Here is a 17,974-nt window from a genome sequence, read left to right as displayed (position 1 = left end):
GCTTGTACGAGGATCCGCGCACACCACAGGACTGGGAGGACGTGGCCTTGGAACGCCGCTCGGACGCGGTGCAGTTGCATCTGGCCGAGCGGCAGGTCGCTTGCCTCTACTACCTGGGCTTCACAGCTGAGTGCTTTGCCAAGGCTCTGTGCGTGGCGCAAGGGCGTACGGTCCCGAGAGGTCGAGACGGCCATAACGTTCTGGCCATCCTGATGCACGCGGGCTTCAGCCCCAATGTTCTGCCACCCGAGGTACGGCGCTTTCTCGCAGACCGCGACGTCGGACTGCGCTATCAGCCGGTCCTGCCGGAGGATGTACGCATCGAGGACGAGATCAAAGCCGCCAATCGGTTCGTGAGCTGGTGCGCGAAACAACTGCGCCGTCGCACGAAAGGGCAGAGGAGGAAAACGCCGTGACACAACCTGACGACATCGCCCGCATCGAGGAGGCCCTCCAAAGCTCCCTGGGCGGCCAGGTCCGGGTGAACGCAGACCCCTTCTCCGGGATCCGGGTCATGGCGATCTCGGCGGCATTCGCCGGACTGACACCGCGTGCCCGAAGGGAGCGGATCGAGGCCGTCCTACCGGACGCAGACATCGTCCGGTACGACCTGCTCACGCCCGAAGAGGCAACGTTCATCGAACTTGAGGAGTTGGACGCTGCTCCTGCAGCAGACCAGTTGCCCCTGTGGCCCGAAGCTCTGGCGAACGGACGGGCTGACGAAATCACGGTGCGCTTCCCTTCCGAGGATTACGGGACGCTCCCCTCGCCGGTCGTTTCGACGTTCTATTCTCTGCGTGGTGGCGTCGGCCGGTCGACCGCCCTGGCACACGCCGCGCGCATCATCGCCGGCCAGGGCCTTACCGTGCTCTGCATCGACATGGATCTTGAGGCTCCTGGCCTGGCCTCGCTGTTCGACGTGGAAGACAGCGTCACTGAGGGAATCGGAGTCGTTCCTCTGCTGGCAAAGGCCGAGATGACCGGCGAAATCGGCGCACTGGACGAACATGTGCTGCGCGTCACGGAAGAGGTTGGGCTGTTCCTGCTTCCGGCTGGCTGCCCCGGTCCGGAATACGCCCGGCTACTCTCCCACCTCGACCCGACTGCCTGGTACGGGCAGGACGAAGTCAATCCTCTGAGGCTCCTCGTGGAGGCGGTTTCCAAGCTCGCCGAGCGTCCCGACGTTGTACTGATCGATTCACGGACCGGGATCAGCCCCCTTGCCGCGCCGCTCTTGTTCGATGTATCCGACATTAACGTCATCGCCTTCTATCCACACCCCCAGGCCCGGACGGGTACGCGAGCACTGACGCGAGCACTGCTCGCTGCCACTTCCCGCCGGTCCACTGAGGAAAGTCAGCTCACGCCCGAGGTTCGCTTCGTCGTCTCGCCTGTTCCAGCCACCCCCGAAGTCCGAGAGCTCTACGCCGAACGTGCTCAGGACTGGATCAGGGAATGGCTGTCCGTGGCCCGCAACACTTCCGGCGGCTCGGCTTTCGGGGCCCTGGAGGAAGTCGTCCAGGTGGTCGGCTACCAGGAGACCCTGGCGGCCTCGGATTCCGTGATGCGAGTGCAGGGTGCCGATGACTTCGCCGTCGTAGCCGACTGGATCACTGGCCTCGTGGAACCGCGTGACGCTCTTGGAGAGCGTGAAGAGGAGAAGTACGCGGAGCCGAGCAAGGAGCAAGTCCTAGCCTCGCTCCAGTTCGCTGGGGAGACCGCTGAGAACCAAGAGTGGAACGAGCTTCACGACACGTTCCTGAGCACCTCGGATGTAGACCGTGCGCTCGACCTGGACACCGTCGTTGTCATCGGGCGCAAGGGAACCGGCAAGACCGCGGTGTTCCGCAAGCTGGCAGAGACTCCGACAGCCGTCGTTGTCACGAGCCCCCCGGGTTTGGACACGCACCGGAGCTGGACTCCCGACGCTGATGTGTACGAGCTGCTCGAAGACGAATTGCGGACCAAGGGGCTGGAGTGGCGGCAGGCATGGCCGGTGCTCATCGGACTGGCCATCCACCAGAGCCTTCCAGGAGCTCCCCAGCCGACCTGGGCAGAGGCACCCATCGGACATGCGGCAGGAGGCAGCGAATATCTGAAGACGGACCTACTCAATGACGTACGTGCGCTACTCTCCGTATCGCAGGCTCCTCTGCTCGTCGGTGAATGGCTCCAAGACATCGACAGCAGCCTGACAGCGGAACACGTCTTGCTGTTCGACGCGTTGGACACGGGGTTCGGAAACACCGAGAGAAGCCGTAGGCGCCGAAATGAGGGTGTCGCTGGCCTGCTCACCGTGGTGGGCGCACTTGGCCCTCAGCTGAGGCGCCTAAAATTCAAGGTCCTTCTCCGAGAGGATATTTGGCGCGAAGTGAGCGTGCCAAACAAATCTCACCTCAGCGCCCGCTCAGCCCGCCTGAGCTGGTCCAACAAAACGGACTATCTCCGGATCGCCATCAAGCAGGCGTGGCGGTCAACGGAGTTCAAGCAGCTGGTGACAGCACGTCTGAACAAGCCGGGATTCCGCCTCGAGGACACTCCCGTCGAATACTGGCCAGAGGAGTTCGTCCGCAACGCTTGGGTGATCCTGGCGAGTGAACGGGTCTCGGGTGGTCGCACCGCTTACACCGACAACTGGGTTTGGTCCCGGCTCGCCGACGCCAACGGCGATCACGCTCCGCGGGCGCTGGCGCAGATGATGACAGTGGCCGTTAGCCTGGAACGTGGCTTCGAAGCTGGCAATCGCTACTCCCGTTCCATCATCCGTCCTCGCGCCTTGGTGGAGTCCTTGGACGAGGTCAGTTCATCGGCATTGGACGCGCTCCAGCGCGATGAGTTCCCTGAACTCGACCCGCTGCTAGCTCAGTTGCGACGCATCGGGTCCACCCCGTTTCCAGCCGAGCAGCTCGAAGACGCCTCGCCTGATCTCGTGCGGCTCGCCCGCGACGTCGGGCTGCTGGAAGCGGTGTCCGGCCCCCGGGACAAGACCGAGCGCTATCGCGTGCCAGAGGTATACCGCAAGGCGCTCAGCATGACCCGGAAGGGCCAGCTGTGACCCACGCCCGCGTGCTGCCTTCCTCAGGCCGGGAAGTGGTCGACCCGGTCTGAAAGTGACCTCGATCAGGGTCGAGGCGGCGGCGATCGCCACCGCGTTGCACGGCACGGTCGTGCCCACAGCTAGCTAGCAGTCGGCCACAGCCAGGGCGGCCGGTCCCGGCGAATCAGGTCGGGGCTCGTCGAGACGGGGGGCGTGGCGCGTCGGGTCAGCGGCCCGCGGCATCCTCGGCCGCGAACGGGAGCAGGTCGGGGCGTTTGGCGGTGCGGCCGTCGCCGGAGGAGCGGCCGCGCAGGCGGCGGCCCAGCCAGGGGCCGAGGAAGGCGGCTGCCCAGCGCAGTTCGGCCGCGACGGCCGCCCCCGGGGTGGGGGCGGTCCGCGGTGGCAGCGGGTGCGTCCAGGTGTCGTCGCTGCCGGGGAGGCCGACGGCGTGGGCGAGGGCGGCGGCGATGCGTTCGTGGCCGGCGGCGCTCGCGTGCAGCCGGTCCGTGGTCCACATCCGCGGGTCGGCGACGGCTTCCGGCAGGGCGGTTTCGGCGACGGTGACGCCGTGCCGGGCGGCGGCGTCGCGGATGCGGTCGTTGAGCTCGGCCAGGCGCGGGGCGAGGGGCCGGGCGAGGGGCACGACCCGGCCGAGGTCGGGGAAGGTCACGGTGGCGACGTGCGCCCCGGCCGCCGTGAGCGCGGCGAACATCGCCTCGACGTGGCTCGCGACCTCCGCCGCGTCGAACCGGGGCCGCAGCACGTCGTTGACCCCGGCGACGACGGTGGCGATGTCGGGGCGCAGGGCGAGGGCGGCCGCCAGCTGTCCGGCGCGGACCTGGCCGGCGAGCCGTCCCCGGACGGCGAGGTTGGCGTACTGCAGGCCGGGGCGGGCCGCCTCCAGGTGACCGGCGAACCGGTCGGCGAAGCCGCGCAGGCCCACGGTGTCGTCGCCGTCGCCGAGGCCTTCGGTCTGGCTATCGCCGAGGGCGACGTAGCGCCGGTACTCACTGCTCGGCACGGGTGCTCCGCCTCTCTCGCAGGATCGCCGCGCTGCGGCGGCACCAGTCGCGGTGGCCCTGCTCGAAGGCGATGCCGCGCAGGCAGGTCAGGTACCCGCCGATGCGTTCGCCGTGCAGCAGGAACTCCTCCTCGTCCAGGTCGCCGCGCATCCTGCGCAGGACCTTGCCGAGGAGTTCGAGCTTGGCGTCGGCCGCGGACGCCCGTTCTTCGAGCTGTGCGATCACGGGCCCGGTGCCGATCCGGTCGGCGTTCTGGACCTTGACGAGGAGGTCGTCGCGGATGACCGAGGGCTTGGACGCGGCGGCCGCGAAGTCCTCCAGCTCGGCCCGGCCGGTGTCGGTGACCCGGAAGAGGCGTTTGTTGGGCCGGGTCTCCTGGACCACCTGCCGGCCCTCGACCAGGCCTTCCTTCTCCAGTTTGGCGAGCTCGGTGTAGAGCTGCTGGGGGGAGGCGTGCCAGAAGTTCGCGACGCCGATGTCGAAGGACTTCGCCAGTTCGTAGCCGCTGAACTCGCCGTCCAGCAGCGCCGCCAGTACGGCATGTCGCAGGGCCATCGCGGCTGCCCCTTCCCTTTTCCTCGTACTCCCCCGCATGATACTCACGAAACTGACTAGTCAATTCCTTGAGTATCAGTAGCTGTGTATCTGCATCCCCCTCAGGAGGAGCCGTGGAGTCCGTCATGGAGACCGCCGAACGCTTCCGCGCCGCCGTGGAGAAGCGTGATCTCGCCGCGCTGGAGGACCTGTTCACCGAGGACATCAGGCTGTACAGCCCGGTGAAGTTCCGCCCGTTCGAGGGCAGGCCGATGGTGCTGGGGCTCTTCGGGGTCCTGCTGCGCGTCTTCGAGGACCTGCGCTACGTCGGCCACTTCGAGGGCGCGACCGAGACGAGCGCGGACGGCGCCGAGGCCCCGGCGGCGGTCCTGCCGTTCCGGGCCACGGTGGACGGCAAGGAGATCCACGGCATCGACATGCTGCACTTCGACGGGGCGGGCCGGATCAAGGAGTTCACGGTGATGGTCCGCCCCCAGTCCGCGGTCCACACCCTGGGCCGGGCCGTCCTGTCGGGCCTGCAGGCGGACGGCCTGGCCTGAGCCCCGTCGTACCGTACCGGTCAGGCCGGGAACCTGCGGTCCACCCAGCGGAAGGTGAACTCGATGAGGGTCGCGGCGGCCGCCGCGACCGCCACCGCGGTCCACGGCATCGTGGTTCCCACCAGCTTGAGCTGGAAGAAGTCCTGGAGCCACGGCACGATCAGGACGATCAGGAAGGCGCCGCCCATCGCGCCCACCAGGGCCACGCGCCACCACGTGTACGGGCGGGCGATGATCACGAGGACCCACATCGAGGTGAGGAACAGCGTGAGCGTCGCCGCGCTGGTCTCCGCGGGCAGGGCTTCCGCGCCCGTGTAGTGGTGCCGGGCGATCAGGTACGTGACGAAGGTGGCCGTCGCCGCGATCACACCGCCGGGGATCGCGTACCGCATCACCCGTCTCACGAAGTGCGGCCTCGCGCGTTCCTTGTTCGGGGCCAGCGCCAGGAAGAAGGCCGGGATGCCGATGGTGAGGGTGGAGAGCAGCGTCAGGTGGCGCGGCAGGAAGGGGTACTCGACCTGCGAGCAGACCACCAGGATGGCCAGCAGGACGGAGTAGACCGTCTTGGTGAGGAAGAGGGTGGCCACGCGCGTGATGTTCCCGATGACCCGGCGGCCCTCGGCGACCACCGACGGAAGGGTGGAGAAGCTGTTGTTGAGGAGGACGATCTGCGCGACCGCGCGGGTGGCCTCCGAGCCGGAGCCCATCGAGACGCCGATGTCGGCGTCCTTGAGGGCGAGCACGTCGTTGACGCCGTCGCCGGTCATGGCGACGGTGTGCCCCCTGGACTGGAGGGCGCCGACCATGTCCCGCTTCTGCTGCGGGGTCACGCGTCCGAAGACGGAGTTGCCGTCGAGGACCTCGGCCATCTCGGCCCGCTCGGTGGGCAGCCCGCGGGCGTCGACGGTGTTCTCGGCGCCGGGCAGGCCCAGCTTGCCGGCGACCGCACCGACGGAGATCGCGTTGTCGCCGGAGATGACCTTCGCCCTGACGTTCTGGTCCTCGAAGTAGCGCAGCGTGTCGGCGGCGTCGGGGCGCAGCCGCTGTTCCAGGACGACCAGGGCGGTGGGCCTGACACCGGTGGCGACGGCCTCGTCGTCCAGTTCGCGGGTGGAACGGGCGAGCAGCAGGACGCGCAGGCCCTGTTCGTTGAGGTCGTTGATCTCGTCGAGGGCGGGATCCCCGGCGGGCAGCAGGACGTCGGGGGCGCCGAGCAGCCAGGTGTTGTTCTCGCCGTCGCCCTCGCTGAAGCTGGCGCCGCTGTACTTGCGGGCGGAGGAGAAGGGCAGGGACTCCGTGCACCGCCACTCGGCGCTGTCGGGGTAGGCGTCGATGATCGCCTGGAGGCTGGCGTTGGGGCGCGGGTCGGACTCGCCGAGGGCGCCGAGCACCTTCTTGACGTACGCGGGGTCGGTGCCGCCGAGCGGCCGCAGCTCGGTGACGTCCATGCCGCCCTCGGTGAGGGTGCCGGTCTTGTCGAGGCAGACCACGTCGACGCGGGCGAGGCCCTCGATGGCGGGCAGTTCCTGTACGAGGCACTGCTTGCGGCCGAGGCGGATGACGCCGATCGCGAAGGCCACGGAGGTGAGGAGGACGAGCCCCTCGGGGATCATCGGCACGATTCCGCCGACGGTCCGGGCGATGGCGTCGTTGAGGTTGCTCTCCTTGACGACGAGTTGGCTGATGATCAGGCCGATGGAGGTCGGGATCATCATCCACGTGACGTACTTGAGGATGGTGGAGATGCCGGAGCGCAGCTCGGAGTGGACGAGCGTGAAGCGGGAGGCCTCTTCGGCCAACTGGGCGGCGTAGGCCTCGCGGCCGACCTTGGTGGCGGTGAACGCGCCGCCGCCGGCGACCACGAAGGAACCGGACATGACCTGGTCGCCGGGCTTCTTCAGGACGGGGTCGGCCTCACCGGTGAGCAGGGACTCGTCGATCTCCAGGCCGTCGGCCTCGCCCACGGACCCGTCGACGACGACCTTGTCGCCGGGGCCGAGTTCGATGACGTCGCCGAGGACGATCTCGGAGGTGGAGATCTCGGCGGTCCGGCCGTCGCGGCGGACGCTGGGTTTGGCCTCGCCGATGACGGCGAGGCCGTCGAGGGTCTTCTTCGCGCGCAGTTCCTGGATGATGCCGATACCGGTGTTCGCGATGATCACGAAGCCGAAGAGGCTGTCCTGGATCGGCGCGACGACGAGCATGATCACCCAGAGGACGCCGATGATCGCGTTGAAGCGGGTGAAGACGTTGCCGCGGACGATGTCGGCGGTGGAACGCGAGGAGCGCACCGGGACGTCGTTGACGTCGCCGCGGGCCACGCGTTCGGCGACCTCGGCGGTGGTCAGACCGCCGGGCTTGAAGCGGGGCGCCGGTGGCCGCACGGGGTGTACGGGGTCCAGCTCCGCCCCGGCGTCGATGGCCGTGCCGGGTCCGCCGCTCGGCTCCCGCCCGTCGTGGTCGATCCTCGCCCGCTCCGTCATGCCTTCGACGGTAAGCGGGGTCGGATGGCTTCACCCGCCGGGAAGCCCGAAGAAGCGACTTCGGGATGACCCGAATCGTCCGCTGGTAGGAGCCCGTCGCGCCCCGCGGGGAGCCGGTTGCGGGGCGCGGCCCCGGTCCGGCCGGGCTGGGGCCGGGCCGGGCCCGTGCGGGGCGCCCCGGCGCGGGCGCGGCTCGGCCGCGCTGGGGCGGCCCCGCGGAGGCACGGCTTCGGGCGCGAGGGGGCGGCACCGCGGAGGCACGGCTTCGGGCGGCTCGGCCGCGGAGCGAGGAGCGAGGAGCGAGGAGCGAGGTGCAGGGAGCAGGGAGCGGGGAGCGGGGAGCGAGGAGCGGGCGGCGAGGAGCGGCGGACTTCGGGGCGGGGCGGGGCGGGGCCCCTCCGGGACGTCTCCTCGGCTCGCGAACCCTTGGCGGGACCGGCCCGCCGGGCAGCGGTGGGTTCGCTCGGCCTGCGGGGACGTCCCGGAGTGCCCCCACCCCTCGGGCAAGCCCGACGGAGCGGCCTCGGAACCTACGGGGTGTCCTGCGGAGCCTGCGCTTCGGCTGTGGCGGCGGCGTGGCGCTTGAGGGCTGCGTCGCGGCCTCGGACGTACCAGATGCCGATCAGGCCGAGGAAGCCGCCGGCCGCGCAGGTCCAGACCCACCACAGCTGGCCGCGGTCGGCGAACCACCCGTAGAAGGGCAGCTGGACCACGAAGAGGGCGAACCACAGGATGGTGCCACCCGTGACCGTCGCGACGACGGGGCCCTCCAGGGGCTCGGGCGCCTCGTGCTTCGCAATCCATTTCGCCATGTCGCAAGTTTAAGCGGGCGCCGGAACGACCCCCCGCACGGTCTACGCGCGGAGATGGACGGCCATTCCCTGATGTGTTCATACTGAAACGGTTTGGGCGCGGCCCATTTTCTTCGTATGAACCACCAATGAGGACCGTATGAGCACCCCGGCCCCCGCCCCCGCACCCGCCGCTCCGAAGCCCGCCCGCCGGGAACCCTCCGGCGGACTGGACCGCTTCTTCAAGATCTCCGAGCGCGGTTCGACCGTCGCCCGCGAGGTCCGCGGCGGTTTCGCTACCTTCTTCGCCATGGCGTACATCATCGTGCTGAACCCGATCATCCTGGGCAGCGCGAAGGACATGTACGGGCACCAGCTCGACAGCGGCCAGCTCGTGACGGCCACCGTCCTGACGGCCGCCTTCACCACGCTCCTCATGGGCGTCATCGGCAACGTCCCCATCGCACTCGCCGCCGGCCTCGGCGTGAACACCGTCGTGGCGCTGCAGCTCGCCCCGCGGATGAGCTGGCCCGACGCGATGGGCATGGTGGTCCTGGCCGGTTTCGTGGTGATGCTGCTGGTCGCCACCGGGCTGCGCGAGCGCGTCATGAACGCCGTCCCCCTGGGCCTGCGCAAGGGCATCGCCATCGGCATCGGCCTGTTCATCATGCTGATCGGCCTGGTCGACTCCGGCTTCGTCTCCCGCATTCCGGACGCCGCGCACACCACGGTCCCGCTCCAGCTCGGCAGTGACGGTCACCTGCTCGGCTGGCCCGTCCTGATCTTCGCGATCGGCACGCTGCTCACCCTCGCCCTGCTGATCCGCAAGGTCCCGGGCGCGATCCTGATCTCCATCGTGGCCATGACCCTGGTCGCGGTCGTCGTCCAGCTCGTCGCCGACCTGCCCGACTCCGGCTGGGGGCTGACCGTCCCGGCCTGGCCCGGCAACCCGGTCGCCTCGCCGGACTTCGGGCTCGTCGGCGAGGTCAGCCTGTTCGGCGGCTTCGGCAAGGTCGGACTGCTGACCGGCATCCTGTTCGTCTTCACGGTGCTGCTGTCCTGCTTCTTCGACGCCATGGGCACGATCCTGGGCGTCGGCGACGAGGCCAAGCTGATCGACAAGAAGACCGGCGAGTTCCCCGGCATCAACCGGGTCCTGTTCGTCGACGGCCTCGCCGTCGCCTCGGGCGGCGCGACCTCCTCCTCGGCGACCACCTGCTTCGTGGAGTCCACGGCAGGTGTCGGCGAGGGCGCCCGTACGGGTCTGGCGAACGTCGTGACAGGCGGCCTCTTCGCCGTGGCGCTGTTCCTCACCCCGCTGGCCACCATGGTGCCGTCGCAGGCCGCCACGCCCGCGCTGGTCGCGGTGGGCTTCCTGATCCTGGCGGGATCGGTCAGGGACATCGACTGGAGCGACTTCACCATCGCCGTCCCGGCCTTCCTGGCCATGGTGATGATGCCCTTCACCTACTCGATCACCAACGGCATCGGCATCGGCTTCATCGCCTTCAGCGTGCTGCGCCTGGCGACCGGCCGGGGCCGCGAGGTCCCGACCGCCATGTACGTCGTGTCGGCGGTGTTCGTCTTCTACTACGCGATGCCCACCCTCGGCCTCGGCTAGCCGACTCCACGGGCGGGCTCACGTCAGCCCGTAGAACTTCTCCGTCTCGTCGACGGCCGCCTTGAAGCGCTCGTCGAAGTCGTCGCGAATGAGCGTCCGGACCACGTAGTCCTGGACGCTCATTCCGCGTTTGGCGGCATGGATCCGGAGCCTCTCGAGGAGCTCCCCGTCTATGCGCATGCTCAGCACATGTGTCCCCATGCCGAAAGAGTCGGGGCAGAGGGGGCGCACGCGGGTCACTTTCGGCCGCCGACTCACCCGTACGAGTGACCCCCACAGGGCCGGAGAAATCCGGTGTTCTTTAGCGAGAGTAATGAGTTATTCTAAGTACATGCCTGACCTCTCCCATGGCGACGACGCTGCCGCCGTGAACGACCTCCGCTCCGCCGTCATGCGGCTGGGGCGGCGCCTGAAGCACCAGCGCGTCGACGAGTCGCTGAGCCCGACCGAGATGTCGGTCCTCGGCACCCTCGCCCGCTGCGGCCAGGCCACACCCGGCGAGCTGGCCCGGCGGGAGCACGTCCAGCCGCCGTCCATGACGCGCATCGTCGCGTTGCTGGAAGCCAAGGGACTGGTCACGCTGGAACCGCACCCCGACGACCGCCGCCAGAAGGTGGTCCGCCAGACGGAGGAGGCCGAGGCGATGCTCGAAGAGAGCCGCCGCAAGCGCAACGCCTTCCTGGCCGGGCTCGCGGCAGAGCTGACCGAGGACGAATGGGCCAAGCTGCGCGCGGCGGCACCCGTCCTGGAGAAGCTCGCGCACCTGTAGGGAACGACGCCAGGAGGCGAACGCTTTTGAGTACGGGAAACGGAGCAGACTCCGCACCCGGCCACATATCCACCACCACTACCGCCGCGCGACCCGCGGCACCCGCGAGCAGGAACTCGATGTTCAGCTCGCTGAGGATCCGGAACTACCGGCTCTTCGCGACCGGGCAGGTCGTCTCGAACACCGGCACCTGGATGCAGCGCATCGCCCAGGACTGGCTGGTCCTCTCACTGACCGGCTCCGCCTCCGCCGTCGGCATCACCATCGCCCTGCAGTTCCTGCCGATGCTGGTGTTCGGCCTCTACGGTGGCGTACTCGCCGACCGGCTGCCCAAGCGGCCCCTGCTCCTCGCCACCCAGAGCGCGATGGGCCTGACCGGCATCGCACTCGCCGCCCTCACCCTGGCCGGACACGTCCAGGTCTGGCACGTCTACCTCGCGGCCCTCCTCCTCGGTCTGATCACCGTCGTGGACAACCCGGCCCGGCAGACGTTCGTCCCCGAGATGGTCGGCAAGGACCAGGTCGCCAACGCCGTCAGCCTCAACTCGGCCAACTTCCAGTCCGCGCGGCTGGTCGGTCCGGCGATCGCGGGCGTGCTGATCACCGCCGTCGGCTCCGGCTGGGCCTTCCTGCTCAACGGCCTGTCCTTCGCCGCGCCCATCGCCGGCCTGCTGATGATGCGCACGAAGGAACTGCACCCCGTCGAGCCGCGGCCCCGCGCCAAGGGGCAGCTGCGCGAAGGACTGCGCTACGTCGCCGGCCGGCCCGAGCTGGTCTGGCCGATCGTCCTCGTCGGCTTCATCGGCACCTTCGGGTTCAACTTCCCGATCTGGCTGTCGGCATTCGTGAGCGACGTCTTCCACGGCGACGCGGGCACCTACGGACTCTTCAACACCCTGATCGCGGCCGGCTCCCTGGCGGGCGCCCTGCTCGCGGCCCGGCGCGGACACTCCCGCCTGCGGCTGCTGGTGGCCGCGGCCGTACTGTTCTCCGTACTGTTGCTCGTGACGGCCTTCGCCCCCGGCTTCTGGCTGTTCGCCGCGCTGCTCGTGCCCATCGGCGTCTTCGGCCTGACGGTCAACGTCACCGCCAACTCCAGCGTGCAGATGGCCACCGACCCCGAGATGCGCGGCCGGGTCATGGCCCTGTTCATGATGGTCTTCACCGGTGGCACCCCGCTGGGCGCCCCGCTGCTCGGCTGGATCACGGACACCTACGGAGCGCGCGTCGGCATGGCCTCGGGCGCCCTGATCTCCCTGGCCGCGTCCGTGGCCGTCGGCGTCGTCCTGGCCCGTGTCGGCAACCTCCGGCTGCGGGTCGGCCGCCACGGGGTGACCTTCGTTCCGGCCGTCCCGCACCGCCGCGAACTGGTGACGGTGGCCTGAGGAGGCGTCGGCCGCCTCCGGCGGGGGTCCGGCCCGGCGCCCCACGGCGCTCGGCCCCGATCCCCGCCGGGGCCGGACCGGCACCACGGGCGGAACCCCCGCAGCCGACGGCGCCCAGGGCATACGCTCACCGCATGAGACTGTTCGCCGCCGTGCTGCCGCCCGAGGAGGCCGTCGCCGAGCTGCTCGAAGCCGTACGGCCGCTCCGCGACGACCGGCTCACCTGGACCGCGCAGGCCGGCTGGCACTTCACGCTCGCCTTCATGGGCGAGGTCGGCGACGGCCCGCTCCCCGAGCTGTACGCCCGCCTGGAGCGGGCCGCCCACCGTACGGCGCCCTTCACCCTGCGGCTGCACGGCTGCGGGCACTTCGGCGACCGCGCCCTGTGGACCGGCGCCGCCGGGGATCTCGACGCCATGCGCCTGCTCGCCGACCGGGCCGACGCCGCCGCGCGGCGGGCCGGGATCCCGATGGAGCAGCACCGCCGGTACACCCCGCACCTCACCCTGGCCCGCAACCACGCCCCTGCCCACGGCCACGGGCATGCGCACGGCCACGGGCACGGGCACGCGCACGGCGACGGGCGTACCGCTACCGCCACGCCCCTGCGCCCGTACCTGGACGCCCTCGCCGGCTTCGAGGGCACGGCCTGGCAGGTGGACACGCTCAGCCTGGTCCGCAGCCACCTGCCCGTGAGCGGGGTGCCGGGTGAACAGCCCCGCTACGAGACCGTACGCGCCTGGCCGCTGCGAACGCCGTGAGGCGGCCCGTCCTGCAGGGACGGGCCGCCTCACGTGTCTTCGGCTTCAGGTGTTCACCAGGCGCTGCTCAGCCGCTGCTTACCAGCCGCCGACACCGATCTCCTTGCGCGCGCCCAGGGTGCCCGAGCCGGTGCCCGGGTAGAGGTAGAGCTTGCCGGTGGAGTTCTGGACCGCGATCAGGTCGTCCGACTGCTGCGAGTTCAGCAGGTCGCCGCCGATCAGGTCGGACATGCCGTTCCAGCCGCCCGAACCGATCAGGACGCGCGGGCTCAGGTAGCCCTTGTCACCGGGGTACATGAACAGCTTGCCCGTGGACTTCTCCACCGCGACCAGGTCCTGGCGGCCGCTGTTGTTGAGGTCCATGCCGGTCAGGTTCGACATGCCGTTCCAGCCGCCGGAGCCGATCTCCTTGCGGGTGTTCAGGCCGGTGCCGTTGCCCGGGTAGAGGTACAGCTTGCCGGTGGACTTCTCGACGGCCGCCAGGTCGGCGATCTTGTCGCCGTTGAGGTTGAGGGCGGTCAGGTTGGACATGCCGTTCCAGCCGCCCGAACCGATCAGGACGCGGCTGCTGCCGGAGCCGATCGTCGAGTTGTCGGCGCCCTTGTACAGCCACAGCTTGCCGGTGGACTCCTCCACCGCGGCGATGTCGTCCTTGCCGTCACCGGTGAAGTCGCCGCCGGTCAGGTTGGACATGCCGTTCCAGCCGCCCGAACCGATCAGGACGCGGTTGCCGCCGGAGGCGATGGTGCCATTGGAGGCACCCTTGTAGAGCCACAGCTTGCCGGTGGACGCCTCCACCGCGACGACGTCGACCACGTTGTCGCCGTTGAGGTCGGCCGAGGCCAGGTCGACCATGCCGGTGGAGCCGGTACCCCCGTCACCGGGGCCCTCGGGCTTCGGCTCCGGCGCCTTGGTCCCGCAGTTCTTGCTGGTCAGCGACTTGGACCAGGTTCCGGTGCCGACGAAGGCGCTGCCGTTGAAGACAGTGGGCCGGTCGACCAGGTCGTGGCGCTGCTCGTAGTGCAGGTGGGCGCCGGAGGAGTTGCCGGTGCTGCCGACGATGCCGATCTGCTGTCCGGCCTTGACCGTGGCACCGGTGGAGGTGTTGAAGCCGTTGAGGTGGGCGTAGACGGTGGACCAGCCGCCACCGTGGTTGATGACCACGTACTTGCCGTAGCTGGAACCGCCCAGGTCCTTCACCTTGGACACGACGCCGTCGGCGCTCGCCACGACCGGGGAGTTGACGGTCGAGCCGCCCTGCGTCCAGTCGATCGCGTTGGCGGTGGGGCTGTGGTGGGCGCGGGAGGCGCCCTGCCAGGTCTCGCCGCACTTGAACGGCATCTGGAAGTCCGGGCGGTCGTCGCCCGAGGTGGCCGCCATGGCCATCATCGGCGCGCTTTCGGGCAGGCCGAGGTCGGCCGCCGTCAGCTCGGTCATGTCACCGTGCGGGTCCGCCGGACCGCCGTCGGCGTTCGCGCCGCCGGCGGAGAGGGCGACCGCGGCGACAGTGGCGCATACGAGGCCGGTGGCGATGCGGACCCGGCGCGACATCAGGCGGGAGAGGGGCGAGGCGATGGGGGCGGAGATGGTGGAGGTGGTGGTGGTCTCAACAGACATGGGAATGCTTCCAAACCGGCACGAGAGTGCCCAAAGGAGTTTCGGGGAAGGGGTGTTGCGAAAGGAGAGCGGGGAGATGCGCGGTGGCTACCAGCCGCCGGAGCCGATCTCCTTGCGCGCCCCCAGACCCGTGCCGGTGCCCGGGTAGAGGTAGAGCTTTCCGGTGGCCTTCTCGACGCCGACGAGGTCGTCGTTCGCGTTCGAGGTGAAGTCGCCGCCGATGAGGTCGTTCATGCCGTTCCAGCCGCCCGAGCCGATCTCCGTGCGGGCGACCAGGCCGGTGCCGTTGCTCTTGTAGAGGAAGAGCTTGCCCGTCGAGGTCTCCGCCCCGACGACGTCGGTCCTGCCGTCGCTGTCGACGTCCATGCCGACCAGGTCGTGCATGCCGTTCCAGCCGCCGGACCCGATCAGTACGCGGCTGCTGCCGCCGCCGATCGATCCGGTGCCGTTGCCCTTGTAGAGCCACAGCCTGCCCGTCGACTTCTCGACGGCGGCGACGTCGGCCTTGCCGTCGCCGTTGAAGTCACCGCCCATCAGCTCGGACATGCCGTTCCAGCCGCCGGAGCCGATCTCCTTGCGGGAGGAGAGACCGCTGCCGGTGCCCGGGTAGAGGTACAGCTTGCCGCTGGCCTCCTCCACCGCGACGATGTCGTCCTTGCGGTCGCCGTTGTAGTCGCCGGCGGCCAGGTTGGACATGCCGTTCCAGCCGCCCGAGCCGATCAGGACGCGGTTGCCGCCGGAGGCGATGGTGCCGTTGGAGGCGCCCTTGTAGAGCCACAGCTTGCCGGTCGAGGCCTCGACACCGACCACGTCGTCCACGGCGTCGCCGTTGATGTCGGCCGCGACGAGGTCGGTCATGCCGGGCTTGGGCGCCGGCGGGGTGGTCACGTCGTCGACGATCTTCTTGTAGCGGACGGGTGCATAGGGGCCGTAGCCCGGGTAGTACGGGTAGTCGTAGACGCGGTGGTGGACACCGCTGGGCGTGAAGTCGAAGCCCCAGTACTGCGTACGGTCGGAGTTGGCCCACTTCTCGAAGAGGACGACGTGGCCGGAGGAGCCCGGGTCGTCGTCCAGGAGGGCATCGCCCGGCTTCAGTTCGGACTTGGTGATCGACTCGGTCACGCCGCGGGCGGCGAACGTGTCGGTGGCCGGCTGGAAGTCCAGGTCCCAGGCCATCGAGACGTAACCCGAGCAGTCCGTGCGGTATCCGCCGTGACGGTCGCCGCTGTTGTAGTCCAGGCCGATGCCGACCCAGCTCTTGGCCCGGGCGATGACCGAGCTGCGGGTGATCTGCGTGGTGGCCGCCGCGGCGAAGGTGCTCGCCCGGAACTCCCCGTCGACCCCTCCCTCCTCGCCCTGGCCGGGGCTGCCGTAGTCGGGGTTCGCGGCGGATGCGGCGGTGGCGGCAGCCGGTGCGGCGACCGCGGCGGAGTCGACGGCGACCACGGTGCCGGCGGCGACGGCGCCGGCGATCAGTGCGGCGACGGCTGCGTGGCGGGTTCTGGGCAGGTGTCGGGACATGGCTGTGCTCCGGTTCTGGTGGGTCAGGAGGTCTGGAGGGCCGGGAGTGAGGGCTCGACCGGCGGTCGTGCGAGGTGCGAAGCGCGAGATGCGGTGTACGCGGTGCGGTGTACGCGGTGCGAGGTGTGCCGGACGGACAGCTGTCCTGCAGGTACAGCGGTCCTGGGGATCCTGCGAGTGGTGCGAGTGGTGCGGGCGCGGCGTGCCTAGCGGGGGCCGGTCACCGCGGTGAGCGGGGTGAGCGGGGTGCCCGCCGGGCCGGCCGGTCCGGTCGTCGGGACCGGGTGGGCCGGGGCGTGGGCGGAGGCCATCGGTGCGACGGAGGTGATGCCGAGGGTGAGGGCGACGACCGCGGTGGCCCTGAGGATTCCAGTACGCATGGGGTGCTTCGTCCTTCCTAAACGAAATGATCTGATGGCTTGAACCCATCGCCCCAGGACGTCCCGCGGTGGCGTCCGTTGAAGGGCTTTCAGGGCCTTCGGTGCTTGTCCCCGGGGGGCTGCCCCGCTGACAAGCAATAGATTCGCCGCTGCCCGGGCCGGACGGAAGAGAGATCGACTGGCCCGAACGGGCCATGGCCGGACCTGTCCACGGTGGCCTGATCCGGCCCCTCCGTCCGCCCTCTCCACCCCGTACACACGGAAGCCGCCCGGCGGGACCACGCTCGTGGTCCCGCCGGGCGGCTCCGGTACACCGTGACGGCCGTGACGGCCGTGACGGCCGTGAACGAGCCTAGGCGCGCGTGGGCAGCCAGCCCTCCTGGACGGCCCTGACCCCGGCCTCGAAGCGGCTGCGGGCGCCGAGCCGCTCCATCAGCTCGTTGGCGATGCGCCGGGCCGTGCGCGAGGAGACACCCAGCCGCTTGGCTATCGCGTCGTCCGTGTGCCCCTCGGCCAACAGCCGCACCGCGGCGGCCTGTTGTGCGGTCAGGCCGTCCGGCCCGAGGACCGCCACCTCCGCCAGCGGCTGCGCCGCCGCCCACGTCGACTCGAAGAGCGCGCAGAGGGCGACCAGCATGCCGTGCCCGGTCAGGACGACCGCGCCCGCCGAGGAGTCGTCGCTCACCGGGATCAGCGCCGTCCTGCGGTCCACGATGAGCATCCGCGTCGGCAGCGACGCCACCGTACGGACCTGGCCGCCGAGCTCCGTGAGCCAGTTGGCGTGCTCGACGGAGGGGCGGCTGTTGCGCACGCTGTCCAGGTAGAGGGTGCGCATGCGGACGCCGCGTTCGAGCAGCGTCCTGTTCAGGGGGCGGGACGCGGCCAGGGCCGTCTCGCTCAGCGTGGCGTCCGGCGAGAACGCCAGGAGCTCCTCCTTCGTCTCCCGGGTCAGCGCGACCAGCCGGTCACGGACCGCGTCGAGGCCGATGAGCTGCTCCACACCCGGATGCCGGGCGGCCGGCCGCAGCTCCGAGTACTCCGAGATCAGCCGGGCCGCGGCGGCCCGGGAGGCCTCCAGCCGCTGCTGCTGCGCGGCGAGTTCCGCCTGCCCCCGGGCCATCAGGATCTCCATCCCGATGTCCGGGGAGACGGCGCGCAGCCGCCCGCTGTCGTCGGCCGACGGCTGGACCAGGGCCAGCTCGCTCAGCAGGTCCAGGGCCTCGCGTACGTCGCCCTCATCGATCCCCACGGCACCGGCGAGCGCGGCGACGCCCGACCCGGGTTCCATGAGCATGGCGCGGTAGACGGCCTCGGCGCTCGCATCGAGGCCCAGTTCGGTCAACATGTGGTTCCCCCCACCCCGTTGGCACTTCAACAAGAAGATCATCTCAAAGAAGCGTCGCCTGGCCAGATGTGTCCACGGCCACAAACGGCCAGCCGGATCGGTGTTTCGCACGGGTCCGGCGGGGCGACCGTGGAGGCATGTACCTCGT

Annotated in this window: 16 protein-coding genes; 7 read left to right on the top strand and 9 right to left on the bottom strand. The window is 69.9% G+C overall.

Annotated features, from left to right (window positions below):
* Window positions 1–2: 2 nt before the first annotated feature.
* Both ACIPXC_RS22825 and ACIPXC_RS22820 read left to right on the top strand, forming a co-directional pair.
* Window positions 3–416: a hypothetical protein gene (locus ACIPXC_RS22825; RefSeq protein ID WP_401621136.1), complete on the top strand. Its 414-nt coding sequence runs from the start codon at window positions 3–5 to the stop codon at window positions 414–416.
* The gene (locus tag ACIPXC_RS22820) at window positions 413–3,055 is read left to right on the top strand and encodes a KGGVGR-motif variant AAA ATPase (RefSeq protein ID WP_401621133.1); all 2,643 of its coding nucleotides are present in this window, start codon (window positions 413–415) and stop codon (window positions 3,053–3,055) included. Before ACIPXC_RS22825 ends, ACIPXC_RS22820 begins: the two co-directional genes overlap by 4 nt.
* A 208-nt stretch (window positions 3,056–3,263) precedes the next feature.
* On the opposite strand, the gene ACIPXC_RS22815 is transcribed toward ACIPXC_RS22820, so the two are convergent.
* On the bottom strand, window positions 3,264–4,058 hold the full coding sequence (locus tag ACIPXC_RS22815) for an SGNH/GDSL hydrolase family protein (RefSeq protein WP_401621131.1): 795 nt from the start codon (window positions 4,056–4,058) through the stop codon (window positions 3,264–3,266).
* Window positions 4,045–4,614 carry a PadR family transcriptional regulator gene (locus ACIPXC_RS22810; RefSeq protein WP_401621128.1) on the bottom strand — a complete coding sequence of 190 codons (570 nt, stop codon included), beginning with the start codon at window positions 4,612–4,614 and terminating at the stop codon, window positions 4,045–4,047. Before ACIPXC_RS22810 ends, ACIPXC_RS22815 begins: the two co-directional genes overlap by 14 nt.
* A gap of 125 nt (window positions 4,615–4,739) precedes the next feature.
* On the opposite strand from ACIPXC_RS22810, the gene ACIPXC_RS22805 reads away from it, so the two are divergent.
* Window positions 4,740–5,153, top strand: coding sequence for a nuclear transport factor 2 family protein (locus ACIPXC_RS22805; RefSeq protein ID WP_401621190.1), 414 nt, complete (start codon window positions 4,740–4,742; stop codon window positions 5,151–5,153).
* Between the two features lie 20 nt (window positions 5,154–5,173).
* On the opposite strand, the gene ACIPXC_RS22800 is transcribed toward ACIPXC_RS22805, so the two are convergent.
* Window positions 5,174–7,636: an HAD-IC family P-type ATPase gene (locus ACIPXC_RS22800; protein ID WP_401621125.1), complete on the bottom strand. Its 2,463-nt coding sequence runs from the start codon at window positions 7,634–7,636 to the stop codon at window positions 5,174–5,176.
* A gap of 530 nt (window positions 7,637–8,166) precedes the next feature.
* A complete protein-coding gene (locus ACIPXC_RS22795; RefSeq protein WP_401621122.1) occupies window positions 8,167–8,448 on the bottom strand; it encodes a DUF2530 domain-containing protein in 282 nt (93 codons plus the stop codon).
* 139 nt (window positions 8,449–8,587) lie between these two features.
* On the opposite strand from ACIPXC_RS22795, the gene ACIPXC_RS22790 reads away from it, so the two are divergent.
* Entirely contained in the window at window positions 8,588–10,048 is a 1,461-nt protein-coding gene (locus ACIPXC_RS22790; protein ID WP_401621119.1) for an NCS2 family permease, read from the top strand.
* 18 nt (window positions 10,049–10,066) lie between these two features.
* Here ACIPXC_RS22790 and ACIPXC_RS22785 read toward each other — a convergent pair whose 3' ends face one another.
* Window positions 10,067–10,249: a ribbon-helix-helix protein, CopG family gene (locus tag ACIPXC_RS22785; protein WP_183067875.1), complete on the bottom strand. Its 183-nt coding sequence runs from the start codon at window positions 10,247–10,249 to the stop codon at window positions 10,067–10,069.
* Between the two features lie 130 nt (window positions 10,250–10,379).
* Here ACIPXC_RS22785 and ACIPXC_RS22780 point away from each other — a divergent pair, with 130 nt between their 5' ends.
* The 3 genes from ACIPXC_RS22780 to thpR all read left to right on the top strand — a co-directional run bounded on the left by ACIPXC_RS22780 (window position 10,380) and on the right by thpR (window position 12,963).
* On the top strand, window positions 10,380–10,817 hold the full coding sequence (locus ACIPXC_RS22780; protein ID WP_030662370.1) for a MarR family winged helix-turn-helix transcriptional regulator: 438 nt from the start codon (window positions 10,380–10,382) through the stop codon (window positions 10,815–10,817).
* A gap of 26 nt (window positions 10,818–10,843) precedes the next feature.
* Window positions 10,844–12,202, top strand: a complete 1,359-nt coding sequence (locus ACIPXC_RS22775; protein WP_401621116.1) for an MFS transporter — start codon at window positions 10,844–10,846, stop codon at window positions 12,200–12,202.
* 134 nt (window positions 12,203–12,336) lie between these two features.
* Entirely contained in the window at window positions 12,337–12,963 is a 627-nt protein-coding gene (thpR, locus tag ACIPXC_RS22770; RefSeq protein WP_401621114.1) for an RNA 2',3'-cyclic phosphodiesterase, read from the top strand.
* A 78-nt stretch (window positions 12,964–13,041) separates the two neighbouring features.
* On the opposite strand, the gene ACIPXC_RS22765 is transcribed toward thpR, so the two are convergent.
* The 4 genes from ACIPXC_RS22765 to ACIPXC_RS22750 all read right to left on the bottom strand — a co-directional run bounded on the left by ACIPXC_RS22765 (window position 13,042) and on the right by ACIPXC_RS22750 (window position 17,826).
* Window positions 13,042–14,580: a peptidoglycan DD-metalloendopeptidase family protein gene (locus ACIPXC_RS22765; protein ID WP_401621111.1), complete on the bottom strand. Its 1,539-nt coding sequence runs from the start codon at window positions 14,578–14,580 to the stop codon at window positions 13,042–13,044.
* A gap of 87 nt (window positions 14,581–14,667) precedes the next feature.
* Window positions 14,668–16,101 (bottom strand): FG-GAP-like repeat-containing protein, encoded by a 1,434-nt coding sequence (locus ACIPXC_RS22760; RefSeq protein WP_401621108.1) that lies wholly within the window; start codon window positions 16,099–16,101, stop codon window positions 14,668–14,670.
* A gap of 206 nt (window positions 16,102–16,307) precedes the next feature.
* Window positions 16,308–16,481, bottom strand: coding sequence for a hypothetical protein (locus ACIPXC_RS22755; protein WP_401621106.1), 174 nt, complete (start codon window positions 16,479–16,481; stop codon window positions 16,308–16,310).
* 352 nt (window positions 16,482–16,833) lie between these two features.
* Window positions 16,834–17,826 (bottom strand): helix-turn-helix domain-containing protein, encoded by a 993-nt coding sequence (locus ACIPXC_RS22750; RefSeq protein ID WP_401621104.1) that lies wholly within the window; start codon window positions 17,824–17,826, stop codon window positions 16,834–16,836.
* Between the last annotated feature and the right edge of the window lie 148 nt (window positions 17,827–17,974).

This window comes from Streptomyces sp. NPDC090021 (assembly GCF_044748225.1).
In the GTDB taxonomy this organism is placed as follows: domain Bacteria; phylum Actinomycetota; class Actinomycetes; order Streptomycetales; family Streptomycetaceae; genus Streptomyces.
The sequence above is the reverse complement of the archived record's forward strand: the minus strand, read 5'-3'. Positions and strand labels throughout refer to the sequence as shown.

Coding starts and splice junctions, on each gene's coding strand:
- ACIPXC_RS22765 (WP_401621111.1), bottom strand. CDS start 14,580: ATGTCTGTTGAGACCACCACCACCTCCACCATCTCCGCCCCCATCGCC.
- ACIPXC_RS22755 (WP_401621106.1), bottom strand. CDS start 16,481: ATGCGTACTGGAATCCTCAGGGCCACCGCGGTCGTCGCCCTCACCCTC.
- ACIPXC_RS22805 (WP_401621190.1), top strand. CDS start 4,740: ATGGAGACCGCCGAACGCTTCCGCGCCGCCGTGGAGAAGCGTGATCTC.
- ACIPXC_RS22785 (WP_183067875.1), bottom strand. CDS start 10,249: ATGGGGACACATGTGCTGAGCATGCGCATAGACGGGGAGCTCCTCGAG.
- thpR (WP_401621114.1), top strand. CDS start 12,337: ATGAGACTGTTCGCCGCCGTGCTGCCGCCCGAGGAGGCCGTCGCCGAG.
- ACIPXC_RS22810 (WP_401621128.1), bottom strand. CDS start 4,614: ATGGCCCTGCGACATGCCGTACTGGCGGCGCTGCTGGACGGCGAGTTC.
- ACIPXC_RS22780 (WP_030662370.1), top strand. CDS start 10,380: ATGCCTGACCTCTCCCATGGCGACGACGCTGCCGCCGTGAACGACCTC.
- ACIPXC_RS22795 (WP_401621122.1), bottom strand. CDS start 8,448: ATGGCGAAATGGATTGCGAAGCACGAGGCGCCCGAGCCCCTGGAGGGC.
- ACIPXC_RS22800 (WP_401621125.1), bottom strand. CDS start 7,636: ATGACGGAGCGGGCGAGGATCGACCACGACGGGCGGGAGCCGAGCGGC.
- ACIPXC_RS22760 (WP_401621108.1), bottom strand. CDS start 16,101: ATGTCCCGACACCTGCCCAGAACCCGCCACGCAGCCGTCGCCGCACTG.
- ACIPXC_RS22790 (WP_401621119.1), top strand. CDS start 8,588: ATGAGCACCCCGGCCCCCGCCCCCGCACCCGCCGCTCCGAAGCCCGCC.
- ACIPXC_RS22750 (WP_401621104.1), bottom strand. CDS start 17,826: ATGTTGACCGAACTGGGCCTCGATGCGAGCGCCGAGGCCGTCTACCGC.